Here is a 22,160-nt window from a genome sequence, read left to right as displayed (position 1 = left end):
AATTCGGGTGTAAAATTACGTTTTATACGTTTAGTCATACGATCACCTAAATAATAATGAGGCTATAATATCAACCTCTAACTAGGTGGCCAAATTAACTATGCCACTTCAAACTCAATTGCTCGGTGCATGACTCGCTTCATAAGAGTGCCTACACTAATTGCTAAGCCAGATTAATATTATCAGCATTGATTCCGAACAGGTGTATATCCTTGGCAAGAAACAGTGATAGTGACTCATTGGGCGTTGAGGGTTCAGGCAAGGCTAGCTTGATCAACCTCCACAATAAACTACACACGTTTATTTGTTACAAAGTCCCAATTCATAAGAAATGATAATATGTAGCGAATTTGTTGCTTTCCTTGCGTGTATTTAGTTGTATATATCTTTTGGTATATGGAAAGTAGGAAAATGAGCAAATTACCACATGGACGTGCGTCACTTAATAAGTGCACTTTAAAATTGTTAAGAAAAAAAACGGTCTGAGTCAAGAAAAACTAGCCGATGAGTGCAGGGCGCGCAGGCTTTCAGTATCAATTGGCTCAATTAAAAGAGCAGAAGCTGGAAAAAATATTCTATTCAGAACTATTATCCACTTGACCGAGTTTTTCAACATTACCATCGAAGATTTGATAGACGAACCCCCTTTATCATTATGGGGATATTTAGCAAACGGCCCTATTCAATTTAAGTCTTGTATAGGGCGAAATTGGGAGCTATCCCAGCTACAAAAGCTTCAGATGCAATCGAGAACCAGCTTACAAATAGCTTATATCTATGGAATGCAGGGGCTTGGGAAAACAACGTTAGTGCGTCATTTTTTGTCGAGGATGGAACAGAGTCATCGGCGAACTTTATATTTATGTGGCCTTAACCAAAACACATTTCTTCGTAGGTTTATTTGTACCCTATTGGATACCTCTGAAATGTGCGATGACGAGCGGTTACGCAGCCAAATTAAAGCGATTGCAAAATCTTCATTAGTGTATTTTTATTTACTCCAGCTATCTGGGACGGAGTTAAATAAGCCAGAGTCGAAAGCGCTAAATAGCTTGAGTAAAACTCGATTATATGAAGTTGAAGTACTGTCGGTGATGGTGCTGATTCAAAACCTCAAACAACGAGCAGTATCTGTAATAGCAATTGATGGCTTACACCACTTAGAAGAGCGCCAACTTAGGGTCATGCAAATATTTACCAAAAATATGATGATTCAACCCGTGCTCATTATCTTCGCTCTCACCGATGTCTTTCGTTTTACCTATTTGCCTGATTGGCTCCATAGTTCACATCCAATCCAACTTAAATCCTTACAGCCTGATTCTATGGACGCCTTGGCAAATGCCGAGGTAAACACGAAACACCTTCAGCCAATGGCTGACGATACACACAAAAAAATGGCTGTTCAGCGAGCGAAAGGCAATCCCTCGGTACTAAAAGCGTTAATAAAATCGAAAAGACCGGCGCTGGATTTTCCTGAAGAGTTTTTTAACAACGTTCAAACAATGTCAACACACCTTACTGAAATTGAATACCGACTTTTACAGTTTTTAGCAGCTTCAGGCCCTTCCGTTAGCACTGATATTATTGAATCTTTTACATCCAAACTATCTAAGCCAAGCATTACCTTGCTGCATAAATTGGTGCGTGTTGGATTTCTTTATCCACGGTCCGAAGCCTACATTTTTCGTCACACATTGATTTGGGAGATCGTAAAATCACAAATGAGTGACAGTAACAATAATTTGGTTTATCCAGATCATAAATGTCGTTTGCAAGCATAGCAAGTGATCCGTAAGTGATCCGTAAGTGATCCGTTTTTGCTTGTCCTTTTTCGTTAATTTGCCCTATGAGAGGCGATGCGATTGGTTGATTTAGCCATTGTATGTCGTAACTTCGCATTACCTCTCTAGCAATTGACTAAATAGAGGGTAAACGGATGAACGATATAAAAATGGAATCAGTCACGAATAATCTAGCGCTAAAATCATGGGTTGGGGAAAGCACATTTATACAAATAACTAAACAGAGATTACGATCCATGGCGAAAAGCCAGCTGCCAGTACTCATTATTGGAGAAATAGGGACTGGCAAGGAAATCGCAGCCCGAATGTTACACGATTGCAGTGTAACAATGGCGGCTCCTTTTATCAGCGTATGCTGTCAAAGTCTCAACCAGAAACAGCTGATTACTCAGATAGAAGAAAGCTTATTCGCAGCAGAGGGAGGAAGTCTATACATTAAAAATATCGATGTATTGGCAGGAGAAAACGCTAGCTTCTTAAAAGGCCTTTGGCAGCGCGCTGACGCATCGGTTGTGAAGATCCGCCTCATTGCCAGCAGCTCGAATACGCGAATGACCGACGCCGAACTCGTAGACAGTGGCAATGGATGCTTAGGAGAGCATTTCCTAAGCTGGCTTCATTACCATTGTCTGAATATTGAACTCCCCACCCTTGCTAACCGCGAGCAAGACATTAATGCGCTTGTGCAAGCGTATCAATTAAGCGATGCAAATATTGCCAAGCTGTCATTTCAACCTTGTGCTTGGGATGTATTGAAAGGTTATTCTTGGCCTGAAAACGCTAAGCAATTGAAAAGGTGTCTTGATAAATTGGCGGTGCAGGGTGAATCATCGATTATTAATCGGGAAGTGCTAGTAAACTGCTTTCCATCAATGAGGCAACCTCTACCGTTAAACGGACGGAGCATCGACGCAATACAACGGCGAGAAGTAGTCATCAAGCCCTACTTGAAAGTCGATAATCAACGAGTCTTCACAACAGCGCCTGCTTTATCTGTTAACCATAAACAGGATCTTGTTGCTTTAAGCAAAGGAGAGAAAGCAGTCAATCAAGCCAAGAATCATCCAGGCTTGAACAAAGCCATTACTTATCTATATAAAAACTTCAAAACTCCGCTAACGATGGAAGAGCTGGCGAGGCATGCATGCATGAGCCCTTCTCATTTGTCCTACCTGTTCAAGCATTATTTAGGGATGTCATTTAAGCAGATCTTATTACGCCTGAGAATTGTAAAAGCGATGGAAATACTCTCTAAAAACCCACATAGGCACGTAACACAAGTCTGTGACGATGTGGGATTTTCAGATTTGAGTTTTTTTGTGCGGAAATTCAAAACCACGGTTGGCGTTAGCCCTGGTGCTTATCGAGATCAGTTTAGTCAATCAGAATCTAGCCCTGAACTCTTGGCGCTGGTTGATGACTTAGCTCACCCGCTATTACAGTTACAAAATTGACATTAGTCCATCGAAAAGGGGTTATACCAACCTGCGACGAGTTGTTACCAATCAACAACGATTTACTACCAATTTTAATTGGTTTTAACCACTTAATATATCGGCATGGTTTGAGATGAGTTGAAGCGATTATTTCAAACCAAGCTATAGCAACAAAATACGATGTACTAATGGACTAAATACTATGAGGCACTAACTATGGCATTTCCAACAGCGGTCAATGACCAGATCACAGACTCAGTCACACAAGCTAACGTCAAAGTATTGGGCGATGCGCCAGCGATGTCGATGGGTAACTTGTTTCAAGCCACATCGCAAGCTCTGGGTAACGCAGCGCACAATGCAACCATGGCGCAACAACAGTCTGCAATTACCGCGCAGGCGGCAACGACAATGGGCGTGACCACCCTGTATTCAATCGATACGGCGAGCACAGCAATGGGAACTAAAGCAATTTTAACTCCCCCCCCTAAGAAAGTACCAGGTCTGGGGTAACCCGCGGGTAACAACACTTACGCTCAACATTCACTCATAAAAGGATACAAGCATGGCATTTCCAACAGCAGTAAATGATCAAATTACCGACTCCGTCACTCAAGCCAATGTAAAGGTATTAGGTGATGCACCCGCTATGTCGATGGGAAACTTATTTCAAGCGACTTCGCAAGCCTTAGCCAATGCAGCCCACAATGCAACAATGGCTCAGCAGCAGTCTGCAATCACTGCTCAGGCCGCAACAACGATGGGGGTTACTACATTGTATTCTATTGATACCGCATCAACCGCTGTAGGGACCTCAAGTATCTTAAATAGCCTAAACGGCTGATAAAAAGCATAAAGAGGCATATTTATGGCATTTCCGACAGCGGTCAATAGTCAAATTACTGATTCGGTCACACAAGTCAATGTAGAAGTGCTAGGCACTGCGCCTGCCATTGCTATGGGAAACCTGTTTCAAGCAACTTCACAAGCTTTAGCGAATGCAGCGCACAATGCCACGACGGCACAGCAACAAGCAAACATTACAGCGCAAGCAGTAACCACGGCAGGAGTAAGTCTTCTTTACTCAGTCGATACCGCGTCCACGGCTGTTGCGACCAGTAAGATCTTTGCTTAAAAGGTTTGAAAAAACTCGAAAGCATAGATGTAACATCGCGATAGACGGACAAACTTGCGGTCATGAAGGCCGCTCTACATCAATAGTTGACAAGGAATAAACTATGGCATTTCCAACAGCAGTAAACAGTCAAATCACCGATTCAATTTCGCAGGTCAACACCAAAGTTCTTGGTGATGCACCCGCCGTGGCTACGGGTAACTTTATGCTCGCGACCAGTCAAGCGCTGGCAAATGCGGCTCACAATGCAACTACAGGCCAGCAAAATAATGGGATCACAGCTCAAGCGGCGCTGGTGCAAGGTGTTAATACCATGTTTGCGGTCGATATTGCGGCGGCTGCGGTAGGTTCTGCGAGAATTTACCAATAAGGTAAATACCCCTGGCGATATTGATTGGGAAACCCAGCCAATATCGCCAATTTATTAAATAGCCTAACGGCAAAGCTATAAGTAAAGGAAGTCGAAATGGCCACTCCGTTTACCGCAGATTATGAGCAGAACATTGCGGTTGCACCGTCGTTCTCAATGGCGATAACCGACGTGGTAATGGCGAATACGATCGGCTTATTAATGGCAAATGCTGTCAGCAATGAGGCACATTCGCAGTCTATTCAAAACGCATGTGTGAACCAGTGTTGTGTGATGATATTAGGCGCAACAGCTGCTGGTATTGTCAACGGTTCAAAGGCTGCTAATAAATAATAATCTAGGAGAAAATATGAGCTCAGTTAACGACCAAGTGACCGACTCGGTCAGCCAGATCCATACATTACTCACTGGCGGTGCACCATCACAGGCGATGGGAATGCTGGACGTCACAGGAACAGAAACCATTGGCATGTCGATGTTCAATGCGGTCACGGCGCAGCAGAATTCGCAAACATCAGCAGGCGCAGCACTTAATGCTAGCTGTGCAAAAATGTTACGTACAGAAACAGTGCAACTTCCTGAAACTAAGTCCAAACAAGCGCTTGAGTTTGAGCTGAAAAAGCTGCAACTCGCAGAGGAAAAGATCAAAAGTGAATTAGCTTTTAAGACTATTGCAGAGCTGAGAAAGTCAAATAAATCGATTACACAGTCATCGATTTTCGATGCGTTCGGTAAGGCGCTTTCTCAAGTTGAAACATCAATAGTCGCTGCCGAAAAACCAATCTTTGAAGCGGCTGTTAAATCTTTAAAAGACCGGATTGATAAAATTGTATAACCCCCCCAAATATGGCTTATCGATGAAAAAGCGACACTCAACGGGATAGAATTAACAACTAAACAGGGGACGTACAATGGACAGTGAACAACATGTGAACACTCAGATTATAGAAACGCTAAATCAAGTACAAGAGGCAACATTGACAGGCAATGTGATCAAAGCGTCTGGTGTGGGAAAAGCGCTGCAGTCAATATCACAATCCTCGGCTATTGCCGTGCAAGATGCGACGGATAACCTAAGAAATATCAATACCATGGCAACAACAGCCATGGGAGTTGCCTTGTCGCAAATGTTGGCAACCGGTCAGACGGATCCATATGCAGACATTCTAAAGGAAGTGAACACTTTAGTGCAGCACAGTACCACAAACTTTACCACTGTTGGTGCAGGTGCCAGCCAGGTGCTTGAAGAGTTTTCTAAAGGTCTGTAGGCAAGCTAAAACAATAGGTGGTGAAGAGAGAATAGGAGCAACATATGACGATTCAAATCGAGCAGACCGACATGCAATCAGTCGATCAGTTAACAGGTAAAAATCAGCTTTTGCTGACGATGATCCCTAATGCAACACCCTGGGTAAAAGCTAATTTAGCGAATAAAAGCAATACATTATCTTTTGCCTCTGAAGACGAGTTAATTGAGCAACTTGGCATTGGCTTATCGGGCACGTCAATCGTCTCTCTGCCGGGAGCTAATTTGACGCTAGAGATAAAAAAGCTCATGGAATTGAGCGTTGAGAACACCCTTGCTCTCCTGTCTAATGAAAGTTCAACCAATACATCGACTTCCACTGAGATAAGCCGGCGTTATCACCTGATCAGTAATGACAAATTAAACAAGGTGAAGCAGTTTTTTGATGAGCATAAACTCGCGGTGCCAGTGGGGTGGAATATGGGCCTCAACGATACCATTGAGTGCTACCAATCGCTGACTTATGTTGACAATGTATTGAAACAAAAAACGAACATAAGAACAGCAGCGGCGCAATGGGCGCTTATGCGAGCGCAAACACTGGCGGAATTCGGTCACTATTACTGCCTATATCTTCATTTTTATAAATATACCGATGGCGATCAGTCTAAGATCGACGCCCTTATCACGCTGTTGATCAACGTCGTTTTAAATAACCTAGACTGCCCGTTGGTGACTTATGAACTGGATCCGCTAAATCTACAAAGTGCCATCGCACAGTGGAATAAATCAGGCTGCAACCTTGGTTTTAGCAGCTTAACATCCGGATTACTCTGTGTCGGCATGAATATCAATTTGAAAGATTTGGACCGCATTAGCGAAGAAGCAACAATATACCTGCAACAACTGCAACCATTGCTTAGCGAAAAAATGGCCACAGACAGTTATGTCAACCAAGCAGGGCTTTGCCGCCACTATATATACTCGCTTCCACAGCGAACGATGATGTTAAATGTCAACAATATAGGCTGCTTAAGCCTTTACAGTGATCTACCCGCTGGCTAGGCCATATTGGGATTGAAAAATCAGGAACATGTTATGAACTCAAGCAACGGCAACAAGGTATCGAATCGCGGTAATCAGCAACATTCAACCTCGTCCATTAAAGGAGATCATGACCGTCAACAGGCAATGCAAAGCTTGGGGGAGATGTCGATGCCAGTCGATCCGCAGACCATGATTGATAATGTAGATACCGTGATAGCGAATGCCATGCAAACCATCAATGATTCGCTACAACAAACATCAAACTATATTGATGCAGCCAGACAGCGATTAATGCAGCAACACCCGGGGTTGAAACAGGCTTATGTGGCTAACTCCCCTCAAAAGGAAGCCCTCTCACCTAGCGCTGCAGCTGAAGCGACTATTAATGCCTCAAATCAGAATGTATTGAATGAATTGCAAAAGGATAGCGACGAGTACCAAAGCAAGGTGTTATCAGCTCATGAAAGCCAGCAAAAGCAAGCCATGGCAAGGCAAGAAGCAATAAGTCAAACCGCGGCAGATATGCAGCAGCAACTCATGGCGCAACAACAAGCCTATCAGCAACACATCCTCGCAGCAGCGTCCAATACAGCAGCGTCAATGGTTGAGAAAACAGAACAAGAGCAAGAGCAAGAATCGAGTGGGGCAAATATGGCGCAGCAGCATCAAGCGGAAGATAGTTCATCAGAGCAAGAGTCGCCCTTAACACATGCTCATCAGGAGAAGTAGATAGATGATCCCGCTAGCATTCTCACGTATCGAGCTTAGCGCTGATACCGAAGTGAAACAGACTATGGCACTCAGGCAGATGAATGAACTGGTTGAGCGCCTAAGCAATACTCCTAAGTATCACACCCTAACAAAAAAAGACCGCTCACAGCTCAATCAAGAAGGATACGCCGCCGATCTTGTCGATAATTTGCTGGTGATGACTCAGCGCACAGAAGAGTCTAGTGCGACAGATAATGACCTCGTTGTGGTCGGTTTCACTTATGCGGCCTTTGACCCTGCGCTATACGCAAGTGAGACACTTAAGAATCACTTCGAACAGCTGAGCCAGGGATGTTGCTGTTTCTGTGAAAGCTTTCTGATGCCAACCGCTAGCGGTCATATTAGCCATTATCGCCCGGTACAGCTGCTCGATTTAGCGGATGTTGAGCACGTAAGTCCACATCCACACCATGAATGCTCTCCCTATTTTTCACTGGCCTATCAGCAAGAAAACCTAGTGTATGCTTGTTCAGCCTGTGACGTCACCCATAAAGCCGGAACATTTACAGTAGCAGGTCAGCGCTACCCAGAGGTTGCACTAGAGGAAGAAAAAGCCGTACTGGTCAATCCATACCAGGACAACCCAAGAGACTTCATTCGATTTAACCCTAGCAATGCTCACGCTTACGCCTTCGACCAAGTACTGGCATTTTATAGCGACACTAAAAAGCTTAGCAAGCAAGACATCGAAGCACTGTTATGGCGAAGCCCTAGCGCCATCCCCAATCAAGTGGACGAAGCCGGTGTATTGCTCACCGAGAGCGCAGTTGAGCAGGCCTTTCATGCTTGGTTAACCAGCACCGCGAGCAAACGTGAGATGTCACGCGGGCAGATGACGATAGCCACGCTGGGGTTAAACCGCACCGTATTAGTACTGGCACGTTTGGCGATGCTAAAACAGTACCAAAATGATTTTCTCAATCAGCAAGGGGCATCACCGATCCCGTTAATAGCTAAAGACCTCGTCACTACCGCGTATCGAAGCTTAGGCGTTGATGCATTTGCGACTTGGCAACATTTACGCCATAGCGAAGTCCATGTTGAATCGACATATAGCAATAAAGCAGCTTCTACCCAGCAGCGAAAACTTGTCACTGCAGCCGATAAAGCGCTATTTGAAACCCCATTGCCCACTTGGCTGCGCTCTTGTATAAGTTACCTTGTCACCGAGTCTGAGCTACAACTAACCGATAGGCGCCGTTTGGTTTACCTATCTAGCCAAGATCGCCTCTATGGCGAAACCGATACTGAGAAATGTATCTTCCTGCCGATAAATTGGCAGCGTGATCTGCACCGGGTGATCAAGGTACGTTCCCAGCGCAATATTTGGGAAGCGTCCTTTAGCGAACTCGCCAACTCGCGCCCCCATGAACTGATTAATCTGTTCGCTAATAACGATGTATGGGTTGAGGGAAGCTTTACAACGTTAGCGTAAGTCGACTCATTATAGGCCGCGAAGTCGCGACCTAAAAAGAGGACCCGCCACATCTGGCATTAACACTGCAATATTCACTGAGGAGCACCATCATGAGTCAAGAAAACCAACAAACGAATGCGCAACAACGAGTCGTTCAGCAAGAACTGGCTGCAACCCAAGCCGTTGAGTACACCGATGAATCGGTCGCTAAGCAGATTTTTGGCACCACTAATGTCGCCCAAGCCGTACATCAAGCTGAGCAACAAGCCTTACAAGCTGTTGTTGCAACAGAGTAATCATACGTTTTTAGTCACCCTCTTTAATCATTTATTGAGAGCTTGATTGGTAGCCTAATGCTAGCCAGTCATGAAGAGGGTGCTCTCTGACGTTAAAGCCCATTACTTTATGCCCACAACTCCATTAAATATACCGCACCGAAATAACCCGTTTTACCCACCGCCAGCCAGCTTCTCCCTATAAAAGCGCGCCTTATACCAAGTCAGCGAAGGGAAATAGGCATAAAGTTAATTCACATAGATAGCAGTTAATTAATATGAAGTTAAACAATAGCCAGACAAAAAGTAGCAGGTAAGAGGCAGAGCACATGCAAACACAGCAATATCTGAAGCAGGCAAATCATCGAATAAACGGCCGCTGTCAGCAGGCATTAACTTATAGAAAGCTGGCTCAAAAAGCACTGATGGAAAGCAACCCTGCTCAGCGAGCAGTAGGCAGCAGCGCTGTGCCCTGCACTAAGCTGGCAATTAAACCCCTGCCCGCCAGCCTGCGACGGGGGATGGAAAAAATATCAGGGGTCAACCTGCAACGGGTACGGGTGCACTATAACTCACGCAAACCGGCCCAAGTACAGGCCCACGCCTACGCTCAAGGGGAAGATATTTTCCTCGCACCGGGCCAAGAGAGCCACCTACCCCATGAACTCGGCCACGTGGTACAGCAAGCGCTGGATATGGTAGTACCCACCACGGTAGTGAATGGCGTCGCAGTCAATGACGATCCCAGGCTGGAGCAGCACGCAACAGAACTAGGGGAAAGCGCCTTGGCCGTTGGTGGGGCTAGGAGCTAGGGGCTAGGAACTAAAAGTTAAGGATTTAGATTGGGCATTCCGGTTCGAAACCGGCTGAGATTTATACGCACATGACGACTAAGGGGTTCGGTAATATAAGTTCGCCATTAGATGAAATTGATGTTTAGTGTGGTTCAATAACACCCGAATGAGGTGTTAAAAGACCATAAGATGATAACGAGATAATTGAAATATAGTCCATGGTGGTTTTGCCACCATGTTATAGGCAATTAAAAAGCCTATAACAGTAATTAAATTCCAACGTGGAAAGGGTTTGAGATATGTATATAAAAATAAAAAAAGACGTAAATGAAGGCAGGAAAACTGCCAATCCGTTTTTTCATGATAAAAGGGTAGGAAATTGTTATCCGATTGTTCGACAGCTGCGCATGATATATCCATTAGTCAAATATATAAGGGTGCATGTCCATGAACCTATATTAGACTCACAGTCTCAATACCCGAGGGGCTCAGCGAGAAACCTCTGTAAACTCACGGTTGAAAGGTCCGACAATGCTTGGGAAAGCTGGGAAATAGAAGCTAAAAATGGCGCTTGGTCGGTAAAAACAAAAGAGGTAGACCGACCAACGGAGAAGAGCAGTTATATAATCGGGATAAACAGTATTGAACCATATAATAACCAACAACATCTACAAGATAATGCTATAGAACTTAGGTCTGATGCATATCACAAATTAAAGGAGGTGTATGAGCAACGTGTTGCTGAATATGGTGATCTCAGAGAGAGACGTCAAATCGGTTTTACAAGCGACGGATACGCACCAGCTTCATGTCATTGCAATGACAAGCTATTAGAATTTATAAAGGAAAGTAAGGAATTTGAAGTGACAATCAAAACTTCGTCATCGCGTTCAAAGACTGTAAAAGATTATATTAAAGGAAAAATTCCGTTCTTGTAAAATGGACTTTTTTTTGAAATGAAAGTGATTACTTTACATTTGTCTGGACTTCCAACGTCTGCAATTTTCAAAAGCCCATAACAATCGTTAAAGTCAATATATAAAAGGTTTGAGATATGTATGCACAAGTAGAAAATTCAAGTGAGAATAAACATAGGCGAGCTGCTAATTCTGTTCCTAAGAAAAAAAGTAGGAATCTGCTACGTTTGGGGGTTGTTGATAATAGGTATCGTAATGATATACATGTACACACAACATCACTAGTGCAATTAACGAGTACTAGCTCTACGCCGTACGAAGCCGCCTATAAGAAGTTAGAGGAAAAACTCGTACGCTTGCATGATGAAGGATTACAGAAATTGCAAAATGGGGATATTACATATCAAGACTTTCTAGATTTAGGCAATGAGATAGATCCATATAACGCCATCGAAGTCTATGGACAAATGATTTCCCAAGAGGATAGAGAAAATATGGAGGCTTTTCTCGAACACATTGCTAACCAGGCTATGATATTTTCCCCAGAACCAGAACATAATCCGGACGGCGACGGTATAGAGGAGCAACTGGCTATTGGTGATATGCCACATTACCTAGGACAAAACGAAGAGCATCAGTAAAGAATAATTTAGCTTTATGGTTATTTAGCTGGTGATTATTAAATACGATCTTCTTGTGTAATTGGTAATAAAATGGAATACGAGGAGAAGGACAATCGTAACTTATAAGTTGAAATCTCATAACAACAGATAAATAACCAAGACACCCAAAATAGTAAATAAACGTCAAATCACTGGAGCAATGATTTAATCACGTCTAGCGTTAAAAGTCCCCTTTCTCAATGGATTTGCTTATGCCGAAGCGACTGCGAATTGAAAATAAAGGGTGGCAGAATATCATATATAAAATAGGGTAATTGATGGGGTTTTCTTATTTCTGGTTAGTAGTAAGAGCTAGCAATAAGCCAAAGAAATTAAACAGAAGCCAGTAATGACTCCTGTTTACTCTCTGAGTACTTTCGCAAAAAACATTACGAACTCTCAGTTTCGCTTTAGCTAACTATGTCAAAACCGTTAGCATTAATAAATGCAATGATACTAAGCTAGCGATTCAGCCTTCACCTGAACCGTAGAAAGATCATTCAGCATCCAGCGAGCCACATTCTGCGCAAAATACCCCGGAGGGGCATTTTTATATCCTGCACTAGGAGTGTATGCTGATGGCATTGCATCAGTATTTAAGCTCCAGGTCATAAGCCCGCCGAACTGAACTGGGTTGATCCGATAGTTACCTAGGGTAATATCTTCCAGATTTTGCTTCACGCTGTTAGTAACCTCTGCAATGGCACTATCACTGTCTACATTCCACAAATTAGAAGCCGTCGGTGCACCACCGGCATTAGCCGCAATGCCGATGACTATTTGACTTGCACTGGAAATATTCCCTTGAAGCTGCAAACTATTATAAGCGGCGCGGATAATATCAGGGTTAGCTTCATTCACCAGCGTATTATCTTTTGGATCTCGATAAGTGAAATTTAGTCCTGAATTATAGGCCTGTACCAGAATCGCATCAAACACCGCGGTAGCATAAATAGCTGCCATGCTCGGACCTCCGTTAGGTATATTGAGCGTCGGTGCATCAGGCGTTCCGGCAAGGATAGGAGCGGTTGTTAGTAAGTATTCCCCTCCTAATGCCTCTTTTAAATTGTGAGTAAATTCCTGCAGAGTATTGATTGGAATCTGGGGATCTTCAATATCTAAGTCGATACCGTCTAGGCCAAATTCTTGTAAAGAGGCAAGCAAATTATTCACTAATATTTCATCTAACTTAAGCCCCTGGGCGGCAGCGCCACCAAGAGAGAGTAAATTGAGTGTTCCTTGAGTTTGCCATGGTTTAATTTTTTTCATGGCATTGAGCACTTCATTATCAACATGGCCATCGGCAGTAAAACCAAAGATGATCACATCATAACTTTGCACTTGCTGTTGAGTAATCGCTGCCACAGCTCCTAAGGCGCTAGCATCGATATATCCCACTACAGCATTATTTGGCCAGCGCGATTTAGTTCTCTTCATTATCTGTTCCTTGTGATTCAAGTACTGAGTTAGTTACATTCAACCCTGCACTGAGAGAGTTCCATTCAACTTAGTTGGAAAGAAATATAACTGTAGCAGAGAAATAATAAAGTGATTTGGTAAATAGGATAATTCTAGTGTCGTTAGCCATCTTGCCATTATATAAGTAGAACTTAGACCCCATATAAAGTGAATGTCAACGCTGTCGCATCTTAAATCACTAAAGCTTTCCAAGCCAAATGACAGCGGCCGCGGCCAAAAAAATAGGGGCGTTATGCGCACTTTTACCTCTTCAGCCACAAATTTTACCAAGGCTAACTCTCTGTTTATGTACATACTGGTATTAGCATAATACTGGCAATAGAGAGGCACCGATGATTAACGATAATGTAATTCCCTATAGAAAAGAGGCCGATGAGCGCTTTTCATCACATCAACTGACACCGAATATTGAACGCCCATCAGCCCCAAGTAATGCGGCACTTCTTGACGCCTACGCCACTTGGTGTGAAGCGGTTATTCAAACCCGCTTGCAGTTACATTTCGCTCAAGAGTGCCCTTTTACTGATGTCTATCAAGTGACGCCGCCTGATATCGCTAGTTATAGCGGAACGTTGGCGGTATGGGTTCAGCAGCATGATCTCGATTTTTCCTGTCAACTGTTACTGGCGCTAGCCTTGATGCCGATTGTTAAGCCCCAAGTGCTCGATGTTCTGCTGATGAGAAATGACAATATCGAGCGTCCTTATAGCGAGTTTGGCGGCGGAGAGTATCAGGGAGCAGTCGTGGCCAACGGGGACACTTTAACTTTTTTACTCGGAGGTGAGTCGATTGAAATACGCCTGCAAGTACAACGCCTGCTGTCGGCCATGCAATCGGGGAATATCAGTGTATTAACTCCGGGCGAAGCTGCTGTTATGCAACTGCTCGATGAACCAGAGCCTGCCACAAGCAACCCTTTTAAACGGCAGTTAATATTGGCCGCAGAACCTATGACTCTGCTCACGATTAGCGGGGCGTATCATGCAGCCAAAGGCGCTAACTTTCCGGCGCAGTTAGTCACCTCGCATTCGTTAGATTCATTAGTGCTAGCGGATTCGGTAATGCGTCAGCTCGACGATATTCACGCCTGGTCGCAACATGGCGAAACGCTGAGAAACAGTTGGGGAATGGCCGACCGCATTCGCCCTGGGTATCGGGCACTATTTCATGGCCCTTCAGGTACCGGAAAAACCATGACCGCCGGCGTATTGGGTCAGCGGCTCGGCAAAGATGTTTATAAGGTTGACCTGTCGAGAGTGCACTCCAAATACATAGGCGAAACCGAAAAAAACCTGGAGCGAGTGTTTACTTTGGCCGAGAAAAATCAATGGATCCTGTTTTTTGATGAGGCCGATGCGGTGTTTGGTAAACGCACCCAAACCAGTAGTGCTAACGATCAATTTGCGAATCAAAATATTTCTTACTTATTGCAGCGTATTGAACGCTTTGAAGGGTTAGTGATCCTTGCTTCTAACTATAAAGATAACGTGGATGAGGCCTTCTTTCGCCGTTTCGAATCAGTGATCCATTTCCCCAAACCAGCAGCCGAGCAAAGGCTGGCTATCTGGCGCAATGGCTTTTCACCACAGACGCAGCTTGCACAAGATGTTGACTTACAAGACTTGGCACTCAGGTGCAGCTTGTCTGGTGCATCCATCATGAATGTGATCCGCTACGTATCGTTAAAAGCCATTGCGGAAGGTCGCACATTGATAGGCCTGGGGGATCTCCAACAGGGGATAGATAGAGAGCAAGGCAGCAGTACTCAGCCTCGTTGGTAAGCGTATTTTTTTGGTTAAATGTTGTCAGTTATCACAACTATTTTGCTGATTAGTTCATGCGTTAGTCTAAAAGCCCAAATCAATGCGAAGTTATACCAATAGCAGCCGAGAAAATACTCATCGAGACCTAGAATGTACCTAGTTGGTATAACCGCTGATGTTTATAGTTAATTACGCAAGGTCAAGAAGCAATCAACTTAAGACGCCCGTTAAAGATACGGGTAATGACAACGACAAGGACGAGGTGATCTAATGGGAAATTTATTAACAGAAGTTGCGGCAAGGTTAAATTTTAAAACAGACAAGGCGTCAGCAGATGCACTGGGGTTCATCGCTAATCAGGTGGTGACAGAAGGCTATATTCAGGCAAATAGCCAAGGTACAGATTATAATTTTTGTCTACGAGAAATAGATATGAGTACCACGGAGACACTATCAGGTTTTAGCATCCCGGAATTAATATCGATAACAGATTCTAGTGGCTGTGATTTAGCTATGATGCCATTGGTTAAATTCAACAATAGCAAAGAAAAAAGCGCACTGAGCGTAGTCACAAGATTACAGAGTTTTGCGCTACCGATAGACATAACCGTTTGGTTTGATGAGAACGATTTCAAAAACTCTATTTCTGATGCTGCTGATAGAGAGCTGCTAGTTAGTGAACTTGCTTCCGCAGGATACTCCGTAGGCTATTATGGTGGCGGTGGGTGTGAATGTTCGCCCAATAGTGTGATAAAAAACGGCTCTACCGTGTTAAATGCTGTCTCATGTGGCACATCATCAGTACCGAGCCACACATTTCCCACCATTACTATTGGTGATAATAGTAGTGCTTGTCAAATACGCTGGGTTAGCGCGCAGTAAGTATTATTAACAGGCCTAAGCCTTCAATCTAGCTGCTTTTGGCCTGTTCCTTCCATCACAATATAGTGACAATGCTTCATATTCGATCATTCATCATTTCTACCAATACCTTCCCTTGTTTTATCTACCTACGCCGTAGTTTGACCAATTTAATTTTCTAAAAAATGGATAAAGTGGTGCCATAAAGATTAGGCCATAACCATTTTTTAATGCTTGCTTAGTCAAAAACGAATTGAATTGGATAGCATCGCTATTTAGGAGAGCAATATATGGCGCAGCATACGGATGTTGGTGCAGGTCCCTCAGGCTGCACCTTGCCAGAATCAACACCTGAAGTAGACACTGTAGATATGGTGGATCAAGCAACACAAGTTGTTCAAGCTGATCTCGCTGGTCATCACTCATTGAGGGAGCAAGCTAGTAACAAGCAGGCTGCTCCGGTTACCGCAGAGCAAAAGCCATTGCAACGTGCCAGTATTGAACATGCATTGCCCGCTAAAGATGTGGACGTCGCTCAGCTGTCATTTAATAACCTCACTGACAACTATATCTATGCGGTAGGTGTATTAAAACCCGTGTTTCCAAATCAAGGGTTACAACAGGCATTTTATCGCGCCGCACGCACGCTAAAAGTCAGCGAATACGATTATTATCTTGTGCTGAGTTTCATCGACCCAGCAAATGGCGTTCGCCCCTATTTCTATATTGCCGAACAAATTAAATGGGTTTTGAGCATTCATGATATAGACAGCTACATATTACTGCCAAGGTCAAAACAAGAGCTAATGTGTTTCATTAAAGCACTAAAACCTACAGAAAACAGCTTGCTATCAGTGCTATCGACGGCTATCGGCGTTATTGATAATAGTGGATTATCGCAAGAGCTTAATTTACCTAAGGTGATTTGTAATAACCTGTTTAGTCAAACGCTCGACAGCTTGCACGAGAAGTTGAAAGCTGAAACAGGGGTTACGACCTCTGTCATTCAAGATGTATTACAGGGGCTTGAATATCAGCCTAATAATGGTCGAGGCAATTTCAGTCGAGCGAAGAATTACCTCGCTTACCGCTACCCAGATATCTATTTAACCACTCATGCCTTGAAAAATGGCCCCAGCGCTAATGATTTAAGCTACTTCTTAAATGATGTGAAAGCCAGCTATTCAGATTTAGCCTCCCCTCATGTCATTGTTGACCTTGTGCTCACGTATAAGAGCAAAAGTTCTAGGCGAGAAAAGTACTATCATTGCAGTGTCGATGTCACTCATCAGTTTCCTTTCGTTAATGCGCCATTACAAGCCTTTATGCCATTAACCCTGATGACTGGATAATAAATAACTAGATAGATAACTTTTAAATAGGAAATGATCATGAGTATAACGACAGTTGATGCACCTAACTCACTCTCACACATCTATGCAATAGGATCTTTGCGGCCGTTTCTTGCTACGCGGGATCTTCAAAAAGAGTTTGAGGCGGCGGCAAAAGAATTAGATCTACCCGAAAATGATTACTATGGCGTCTTCAGCTATTCATCGACGCCGGCCCATAATGAGGCGCTGACTTTTCGGCCATATCTATATATTGCCGAGAAGGCGAGCTGGGTATTTAGCATCAATAATGTTGATACTTATATGTTACTGCCAAAATATAACAATGAGCTCGATGCTTTGATCGCTGCTCTCAAACAAAGTCAATCTTCACAACAGGTGGCGATCATCGGCGCTTTGGGAGTGAACCATGCTGATGAAACGCAAAATGATCTTCACCTACCTACCGTGCTCTGCAATCACATTGTTTCTCTGCCTTTGGAGGACATGGCGCCGATAAACTTGAAGGCCAATGATGGTGTATCTAGCGTTAGTCGCGCCATCAACTTTGTTATTTGCAATTTTAATACACTTGTTCCAGCTGGCTTAGATTTAAAGGGAGCATTAACAGAGATCAATTTTCAGCACTATTCAAAAGATGGTGATCGTAGCTTGATTGAGATCATTTTAACTTACCTAAATCAGGACCTAGAAGTGTTTTACTCTTGTGGTATTGATGTCACCGATGAGTATCCTTTTATTAATTTCCCCTTAAGAAATTTTTTGCCCCAAACAGCCTAACGAGGTAAGACGGTGATGACAGATTTAAAGCAACTGCATGAGCCAGCACATGCTCCAGTGGCAGCACAAAGGGTTTTATCCACTCTACATGAGTCAAAAAGCACTCAAGCAAGTGGCTTTGCTGCTGAAACACATGAATATATTTATGTGGTGGGCCGTATCGATGCTCACTTTCCTAATTTAAGTATCGAAAAGGAGTTCTATCAGGCCTGCCTACTGACTGGCGTTGATGTCTCGAGCATTAAAGAGGTAGATGATGATGTTGCACTCGCTCGTTTAAACCGAGATTCATCACTCAATACGCTTTTATATCAGGGGCTGGGGCATAAGGCCAATGAGTATGTAGCCAGAGATATGAACTGGATGTTTTGCAATGTCGATGGTAATGAGATCTACAATCTGATCACGGATTCAGATGAGAGCTTAATGCAATTTGTTGCTGCCCTAGGGTTAAAAGATCAGCATGTGATCCTGCAGGGGCAGGTGATGTTAGACGGACGAGTGCTTGTGAGCAACTTGATCCCGGCGGAGTCTACCCCCGTTGATAAGAGTCACATTGTTCACAATGAAAACCAACAAATGAAAGAATTAGTTGAGGAGATCCGCTCACTGAATGCCAATGATGGCGTGAGAAATGAAGAGCGAGCACTGAATTATGTTTTATATAACAATAAAAAGGTGTTTAAAGAGTCCTATGACCTCTGCTATAAGGCGACCCCCAGTGGGCCCAATCCAAACGGTTACCAACTCGTTAATGTTGAAGTGGTTACATCATGGAGTGGCGACCGATTAGTATCGAAAGTGATATTTAACTATCAGGGGATCAACACCAGTGCCAAACAAAGCTGGTATACCACCGTGGACGTGACCGGAGAGTACCCGTTTATTCTGACTAAATGGAAACGTTTTTTACCGCAGTACTAGTGGGTATAGCATCGGTTGTATTGAGTCGGTTACCCAAGCAATTTAAACGTTTATCCTCTGCTATTTCATCGCCGCTTTAACATAGACATCGAAGCGATTTTTCTTCTGAGCCAGCACCATACTCGGCTTTACACCATCAAGATCTTCTGCGTAGTCAGGGCGCTTCACTACCACACGTTTAGTCGCTAGCGCTTGGGCCGGTTTAAGTAAACCATCGGCATCGAGATCGGCGCCAACCAGGGTTTGGAATATTCGCATCTCTTTTTTAACTAATGCGGATTTTTCACGGTGGGGATACATGGGATCAAGGTAGACCACATCAATCTCAGTTCCAGAAGCTGCAGCGGCCTCCGCTAGCGCATCAATACTCGAACCATGAAATAAACTCATGCGCTCACGCATCCACTCGCCAATCTCGCTATCGTCATAGGCTCGACGTAAACCATCTTCCAATAAAGCGGCTACGACTGGATGACGCTCGACCATTATCACCTTACAACCTAAGCCGGCAAGCACAAAAGCATCGCGGCCCAGGCCTGCAGTGCCATCAACTACGGTAGGCGTTAGCCCTTGTTTAAGACCGACCGCTTTTGCTATTGATTGGCCGCGGCCACCACCAAACTTGCGTCTATGCGCGACCGCACCGGAAACAAAATCAACGTTAATACCATCTAATTTTGGTTCGTCACGCTTATAAAGGCTTAAGGTGTTGTGCTCAAAGCGCAGTTCAAATTCTGCGTTATCGCTATAGGTTAGCCCCCAGCGTTCGCCAGCAGCTTCTAAGGTTGGGAAATTGCGATTGAAAAAAACACTAGTCACTATCAAGCTCTGTTTCTGAAAATAGGCTTAGGAATAATAACACTCATCGCTGTGCTGCCTATAGCAATATCGAATTAACTTTCTCAATTCATCATACAAAAAACGACTCAACTTTATTGGGCTGAATATATAAAGACATAAGCTCAATATGAAACTTTTCAATGTAACTACAAATAAAAAGCATGGTTCTATGAGCCATGCTTTACTCATTAACGGTTAATCAAGCCGTTGGAATTAGCGTGGGCCCTTACCATCATCTCCTGGAGGACAGATGGGGCCAACTGGTGGAGTAGGATACTCTCCTGGTGGACAGATTGTGCCATCAGTAGGAGGCTGAGCACCTGCACCTGATACAAAAGCTAATTCTTTCAAGTCTAATACTTTCATTTTAATTCCCTTAAATAAATGGATAAAACATACCTTCGGCATGCAGCAAAGATATCCCAGTGAGAGATGTTGTCAACGCCCAAACAAACAACATGAAATCATTTCAATTTCAGCATTAACTTTTACATTTCAACCATCCGAAAGTGTTAAGCTTCGAAATTCCACATAAAAAGGCATATAAAACTTTTACCCGAGAGCTTTTTATTTGATCAAAAGAGATAGTAATAAGTGCGATCTCAAAAGCGGCTAGAAAATTAGAAGTCAGTGCTCAAGTTCTTGGTCGCTGGATCAAAGCCCCAATGACTTTGAATCTAAAGAGATATTGGTAAATACGGCAGCTTAACGAACTTAACTAGGGTGTCCGAATTTATTTGACCAGATCAATCACTGTCGCTAACCCTCGTTCAGGGTTGCATTACTTGTTGAATTCTGGCCAAGGTACTGATTTTGTTGCTGACAACCAGTAATAGAAAGCGAGTAATAAGAAATACTAATTAACCATCTAAATACCTATTCCCATAAAGCTTGAATAGCCAGAGGAGAATCCACAGGAGCACCTGCCCTCCTGAGTGTCGCAACACTATTCCAGCGGCCGCGTTAGATCCTGAAATGATGATACCAGCACCAAGATGTTATATACTTTACCTTTCCCAATCATTAATAAAGAATCCTAATGTTAAGTTACCGTCACGGCTATCACGCTGGCAATTATGCCGATGTGCTCAAGCACGCTATATTGCTACAAGTGCTCAAATTGATGCATAAAAAAGACAAGCCGATGGCCTACATTGATAGCCATGCGGGCGCAGGCGGTTATGCACTCACCGATGAGTTTTCTAAAAAAACTGGCGAGTACTTAGATGGCGTGGCCAGACTGTGGGATCGTAGCGACCTACCTGAATCTTTAGTGCAGTACATTGCCGATGTGACGCATTTTAACCAAGGTAAAAAAGAGTTAGAGTTTTACCCTGGCTCACCCGCTTTCGTTGATATGAACATGCGTCAAAAAGATCGCATGGTTTTGCACGAGCTGCACGGCACTGATTTTCTGACACTGGAAGAGCAATTTACCGGTGACCGCCACGTAAAAGTGTTCAAGGACGATGGCCTTAAAGGACTCATTGCCGCAGTACCTCCACTGGAGCGTCGTGGCGTGATTTTAATAGACCCAAGTTACGAGATTAAAACAGACTATCAAGATGTTGCTAAAGCGATAATCAAGGCGCACAAACGCTTCTCTACCGGCGTCTATATACTCTGGTATCCGGTTGTTGACCGCGCTCAAACGGAACGTATGCTTAAGCTTTTAGCCGAAAGTGGCATTAAGAACCAACTGCGTATTGAGCAATCCATTAAACCTGACAGCGACGAATTTGGCATGACCGCCGCTGGACTGTGGATTATCAATCCACCGTGGCAATTAGATACTATCGCCAAAGAGATGCTCGACTATCTTGAGCGACGTATCGGTCAAAATGGCGGTAAAACCGTGGTTAAGCAGGAAGTACCAGAGTAAACAGACGTACTAGGCTCGAGTATTAGAGGTTCTAGGTTCTAGGTTCTAGGTTCTAGGTTCTAGGTTCTAGGTTCTAGGTTCTAGGTTCTAGCAAAGCATAAAATCAACATCAAAAGCCAAGTGGTGTTTTCTGTTGATTACCTAGCAGGACGTAGTCCGTCCTAGCAGTGAGCTGGCGAACGTCCTAGTACCTAGGACCTTCTAAGCTTTAAGATCGGTTCTAGGCTCGAGTATTAGCAGGTTCTAGGTTCTAGGTTCTAGGTTCTAGGTTCTAGGTTCTAGGTTCTAGCAAGGCATAAAATCAACATCAAAAGCCAAGTGGTGTTTTCTGTTGATTACCTAGCAGGACGTAGTCCGTCCTAGCAGTGAGCTGGCGAACGTCCTAGTACCTAGAACCTTCTCAG

Annotated in this window: 24 protein-coding genes; 22 read left to right on the top strand and 2 right to left on the bottom strand. The window is 43.8% G+C overall.

Annotated elements, in window-relative coordinates; translation table 11 throughout:
• Positions 1 to 449: 449 nt before the first annotated feature.
• The 16 genes from L2755_RS19795 to L2755_RS19720 all read left to right on the top strand — a co-directional run bounded on the left by L2755_RS19795 (position 450) and on the right by L2755_RS19720 (position 11,854).
• The gene (locus L2755_RS19795; RefSeq protein ID WP_248982401.1) at positions 450 to 1,784 is read left to right on the top strand and encodes an AAA family ATPase; all 1,335 of its coding nucleotides are present in this window, start codon (positions 450 to 452) and stop codon (positions 1,782 to 1,784) included.
• Between the two features lie 155 nt (positions 1,785 to 1,939).
• Entirely contained in the window at positions 1,940 to 3,259 is a 1,320-nt protein-coding gene (locus L2755_RS19790; RefSeq protein WP_248982400.1) for a helix-turn-helix domain-containing protein, read from the top strand.
• A gap of 198 nt (positions 3,260 to 3,457) precedes the next feature.
• Positions 3,458 to 3,754 (top strand): RebB family R body protein, encoded by a 297-nt coding sequence (locus L2755_RS19785; protein WP_248982399.1) that lies wholly within the window; start codon positions 3,458 to 3,460, stop codon positions 3,752 to 3,754.
• Between the two features lie 52 nt (positions 3,755 to 3,806).
• Positions 3,807 to 4,085 carry a RebB family R body protein gene (locus L2755_RS19780; RefSeq protein ID WP_248982398.1) on the top strand — a complete coding sequence of 93 codons (279 nt, stop codon included), beginning with the start codon at positions 3,807 to 3,809 and terminating at the stop codon, positions 4,083 to 4,085.
• Between the two features lie 24 nt (positions 4,086 to 4,109).
• Positions 4,110 to 4,376 carry a RebB family R body protein gene (locus L2755_RS19775; RefSeq protein ID WP_248982397.1) on the top strand — a complete coding sequence of 89 codons (267 nt, stop codon included), beginning with the start codon at positions 4,110 to 4,112 and terminating at the stop codon, positions 4,374 to 4,376.
• Positions 4,377 to 4,479: 103 nt separating this feature from the next.
• The gene (locus L2755_RS19770) at positions 4,480 to 4,746 is read left to right on the top strand and encodes a RebB family R body protein (protein ID WP_248982396.1); all 267 of its coding nucleotides are present in this window, start codon (positions 4,480 to 4,482) and stop codon (positions 4,744 to 4,746) included.
• A 96-nt stretch (positions 4,747 to 4,842) separates the two neighbouring features.
• Entirely contained in the window at positions 4,843 to 5,079 is a 237-nt protein-coding gene (locus L2755_RS19765; RefSeq protein ID WP_248982395.1) for a RebB family R body protein, read from the top strand.
• A 16-nt stretch (positions 5,080 to 5,095) separates the two neighbouring features.
• Complete coding sequence (locus tag L2755_RS19760; protein WP_248982394.1) at positions 5,096 to 5,581, top strand: RebB family R body protein; 486 nt, start codon at positions 5,096 to 5,098, stop codon at positions 5,579 to 5,581.
• Between the two features lie 76 nt (positions 5,582 to 5,657).
• Entirely contained in the window at positions 5,658 to 6,014 is a 357-nt protein-coding gene (locus L2755_RS19755; RefSeq protein WP_248982393.1) for a hypothetical protein, read from the top strand.
• A 44-nt stretch (positions 6,015 to 6,058) separates the two neighbouring features.
• A complete protein-coding gene (locus L2755_RS19750; RefSeq protein ID WP_248982392.1) occupies positions 6,059 to 7,057 on the top strand; it encodes a YbaK/EbsC family protein in 999 nt (332 codons plus the stop codon).
• Positions 7,058 to 7,090: 33 nt separating this feature from the next.
• Positions 7,091 to 7,768 (top strand): hypothetical protein, encoded by a 678-nt coding sequence (locus L2755_RS19745; RefSeq protein ID WP_248982391.1) that lies wholly within the window; start codon positions 7,091 to 7,093, stop codon positions 7,766 to 7,768.
• Positions 7,769 to 7,772: 4 nt separating this feature from the next.
• Positions 7,773 to 9,245: a hypothetical protein gene (locus L2755_RS19740; protein ID WP_248982390.1), complete on the top strand. Its 1,473-nt coding sequence runs from the start codon at positions 7,773 to 7,775 to the stop codon at positions 9,243 to 9,245.
• Positions 9,246 to 9,337: 92 nt separating this feature from the next.
• Positions 9,338 to 9,523 (top strand): hypothetical protein, encoded by a 186-nt coding sequence (locus L2755_RS19735; RefSeq protein WP_248982389.1) that lies wholly within the window; start codon positions 9,338 to 9,340, stop codon positions 9,521 to 9,523.
• 308 nt (positions 9,524 to 9,831) lie between these two features.
• Positions 9,832 to 10,314 (top strand): eCIS core domain-containing protein, encoded by a 483-nt coding sequence (locus tag L2755_RS19730; protein WP_346348108.1) that lies wholly within the window; start codon positions 9,832 to 9,834, stop codon positions 10,312 to 10,314.
• Between the two features lie 281 nt (positions 10,315 to 10,595).
• Positions 10,596 to 11,234 carry a hypothetical protein gene (locus L2755_RS19725; protein ID WP_248982388.1) on the top strand — a complete coding sequence of 213 codons (639 nt, stop codon included), beginning with the start codon at positions 10,596 to 10,598 and terminating at the stop codon, positions 11,232 to 11,234.
• A 116-nt stretch (positions 11,235 to 11,350) separates the two neighbouring features.
• On the top strand, positions 11,351 to 11,854 hold the full coding sequence (locus L2755_RS19720) for a hypothetical protein (RefSeq protein ID WP_248982387.1): 504 nt from the start codon (positions 11,351 to 11,353) through the stop codon (positions 11,852 to 11,854).
• Between the two features lie 477 nt (positions 11,855 to 12,331).
• Here the strand turns inward: L2755_RS19720 and L2755_RS19715 are convergent, their stop codons facing one another.
• Positions 12,332 to 13,312 (bottom strand): glycosyl hydrolase family 18 protein, encoded by a 981-nt coding sequence (locus tag L2755_RS19715; RefSeq protein ID WP_248982386.1) that lies wholly within the window; start codon positions 13,310 to 13,312, stop codon positions 12,332 to 12,334.
• Between the two features lie 374 nt (positions 13,313 to 13,686).
• Between L2755_RS19715 and L2755_RS19710 the strand changes: the two genes are divergently transcribed.
• The 5 genes from L2755_RS19710 to L2755_RS19690 all read left to right on the top strand — a co-directional run bounded on the left by L2755_RS19710 (position 13,687) and on the right by L2755_RS19690 (position 19,034).
• Positions 13,687 to 15,135, top strand: coding sequence for an ATP-binding protein (locus L2755_RS19710; protein WP_248982385.1), 1,449 nt, complete (start codon positions 13,687 to 13,689; stop codon positions 15,133 to 15,135).
• A gap of 252 nt (positions 15,136 to 15,387) precedes the next feature.
• Positions 15,388 to 15,999, top strand: coding sequence for a hypothetical protein (locus L2755_RS19705; protein ID WP_248982384.1), 612 nt, complete (start codon positions 15,388 to 15,390; stop codon positions 15,997 to 15,999).
• 269 nt (positions 16,000 to 16,268) lie between these two features.
• The gene (locus tag L2755_RS19700; protein ID WP_248982383.1) at positions 16,269 to 17,330 is read left to right on the top strand and encodes a cyanobactin maturation protease PatG family protein; all 1,062 of its coding nucleotides are present in this window, start codon (positions 16,269 to 16,271) and stop codon (positions 17,328 to 17,330) included.
• Positions 17,331 to 17,369: 39 nt separating this feature from the next.
• A complete protein-coding gene (locus L2755_RS19695; protein ID WP_248982382.1) occupies positions 17,370 to 18,110 on the top strand; it encodes a hypothetical protein in 741 nt (246 codons plus the stop codon).
• A gap of 15 nt (positions 18,111 to 18,125) precedes the next feature.
• Positions 18,126 to 19,034, top strand: coding sequence for a cyanobactin maturation protease PatG family protein (locus L2755_RS19690; protein WP_248982381.1), 909 nt, complete (start codon positions 18,126 to 18,128; stop codon positions 19,032 to 19,034).
• Positions 19,035 to 19,094: 60 nt separating this feature from the next.
• Here L2755_RS19690 and L2755_RS19685 read toward each other — a convergent pair whose 3' ends face one another.
• Positions 19,095 to 19,853 (bottom strand): class I SAM-dependent methyltransferase, encoded by a 759-nt coding sequence (locus tag L2755_RS19685; RefSeq protein WP_248982380.1) that lies wholly within the window; start codon positions 19,851 to 19,853, stop codon positions 19,095 to 19,097.
• A 1,060-nt stretch (positions 19,854 to 20,913) separates the two neighbouring features.
• On the opposite strand from L2755_RS19685, the gene L2755_RS19680 reads away from it, so the two are divergent.
• Entirely contained in the window at positions 20,914 to 21,756 is an 843-nt protein-coding gene (locus L2755_RS19680; RefSeq protein ID WP_248982379.1) for a 23S rRNA (adenine(2030)-N(6))-methyltransferase RlmJ, read from the top strand.
• Positions 21,757 to 22,160: the final 404 nt, after the last annotated feature.

The sequence above is a fragment of the Shewanella abyssi genome (assembly GCF_023284025.1).
Lineage (GTDB): Bacteria > Pseudomonadota > Gammaproteobacteria > Enterobacterales > Shewanellaceae > Shewanella > Shewanella abyssi.
This window is presented reverse-complemented; position numbering and strand designations above follow the sequence as displayed.

Excerpts from the sequence above, each read along its gene's own strand:
- L2755_RS19680 (WP_248982379.1), top strand. The coding sequence starts at position 20,914 with ATGTTAAGTTACCGTCACGGCTATCACGCTGGCAATTATGCCGATGTG.
- L2755_RS19735 (WP_248982389.1), top strand. The coding sequence starts at position 9,338 with ATGAGTCAAGAAAACCAACAAACGAATGCGCAACAACGAGTCGTTCAG.
- L2755_RS19695 (WP_248982382.1), top strand. The coding sequence starts at position 17,370 with ATGAGTATAACGACAGTTGATGCACCTAACTCACTCTCACACATCTAT.
- L2755_RS19785 (WP_248982399.1), top strand. The coding sequence starts at position 3,458 with ATGGCATTTCCAACAGCGGTCAATGACCAGATCACAGACTCAGTCACA.
- L2755_RS19710 (WP_248982385.1), top strand. The coding sequence starts at position 13,687 with ATGATTAACGATAATGTAATTCCCTATAGAAAAGAGGCCGATGAGCGC.
- L2755_RS19765 (WP_248982395.1), top strand. The coding sequence starts at position 4,843 with ATGGCCACTCCGTTTACCGCAGATTATGAGCAGAACATTGCGGTTGCA.
- L2755_RS19755 (WP_248982393.1), top strand. The coding sequence starts at position 5,658 with ATGGACAGTGAACAACATGTGAACACTCAGATTATAGAAACGCTAAAT.
- L2755_RS19715 (WP_248982386.1), bottom strand. The coding sequence starts at position 13,312 with ATGAAGAGAACTAAATCGCGCTGGCCAAATAATGCTGTAGTGGGATAT.
- L2755_RS19760 (WP_248982394.1), top strand. The coding sequence starts at position 5,096 with ATGAGCTCAGTTAACGACCAAGTGACCGACTCGGTCAGCCAGATCCAT.
- L2755_RS19725 (WP_248982388.1), top strand. The coding sequence starts at position 10,596 with ATGTATATAAAAATAAAAAAAGACGTAAATGAAGGCAGGAAAACTGCC.
- L2755_RS19690 (WP_248982381.1), top strand. The coding sequence starts at position 18,126 with ATGACAGATTTAAAGCAACTGCATGAGCCAGCACATGCTCCAGTGGCA.
- L2755_RS19740 (WP_248982390.1), top strand. The coding sequence starts at position 7,773 with ATGATCCCGCTAGCATTCTCACGTATCGAGCTTAGCGCTGATACCGAA.
- L2755_RS19780 (WP_248982398.1), top strand. The coding sequence starts at position 3,807 with ATGGCATTTCCAACAGCAGTAAATGATCAAATTACCGACTCCGTCACT.
- L2755_RS19750 (WP_248982392.1), top strand. The coding sequence starts at position 6,059 with ATGACGATTCAAATCGAGCAGACCGACATGCAATCAGTCGATCAGTTA.
- L2755_RS19775 (WP_248982397.1), top strand. The coding sequence starts at position 4,110 with ATGGCATTTCCGACAGCGGTCAATAGTCAAATTACTGATTCGGTCACA.
- L2755_RS19770 (WP_248982396.1), top strand. The coding sequence starts at position 4,480 with ATGGCATTTCCAACAGCAGTAAACAGTCAAATCACCGATTCAATTTCG.
- L2755_RS19700 (WP_248982383.1), top strand. The coding sequence starts at position 16,269 with ATGGCGCAGCATACGGATGTTGGTGCAGGTCCCTCAGGCTGCACCTTG.
- L2755_RS19730 (WP_346348108.1), top strand. The coding sequence starts at position 9,832 with ATGCAAACACAGCAATATCTGAAGCAGGCAAATCATCGAATAAACGGC.
- L2755_RS19790 (WP_248982400.1), top strand. The coding sequence starts at position 1,940 with ATGAACGATATAAAAATGGAATCAGTCACGAATAATCTAGCGCTAAAA.
- L2755_RS19745 (WP_248982391.1), top strand. The coding sequence starts at position 7,091 with ATGAACTCAAGCAACGGCAACAAGGTATCGAATCGCGGTAATCAGCAA.
- L2755_RS19720 (WP_248982387.1), top strand. The coding sequence starts at position 11,351 with ATGTATGCACAAGTAGAAAATTCAAGTGAGAATAAACATAGGCGAGCT.
- L2755_RS19705 (WP_248982384.1), top strand. The coding sequence starts at position 15,388 with ATGGGAAATTTATTAACAGAAGTTGCGGCAAGGTTAAATTTTAAAACA.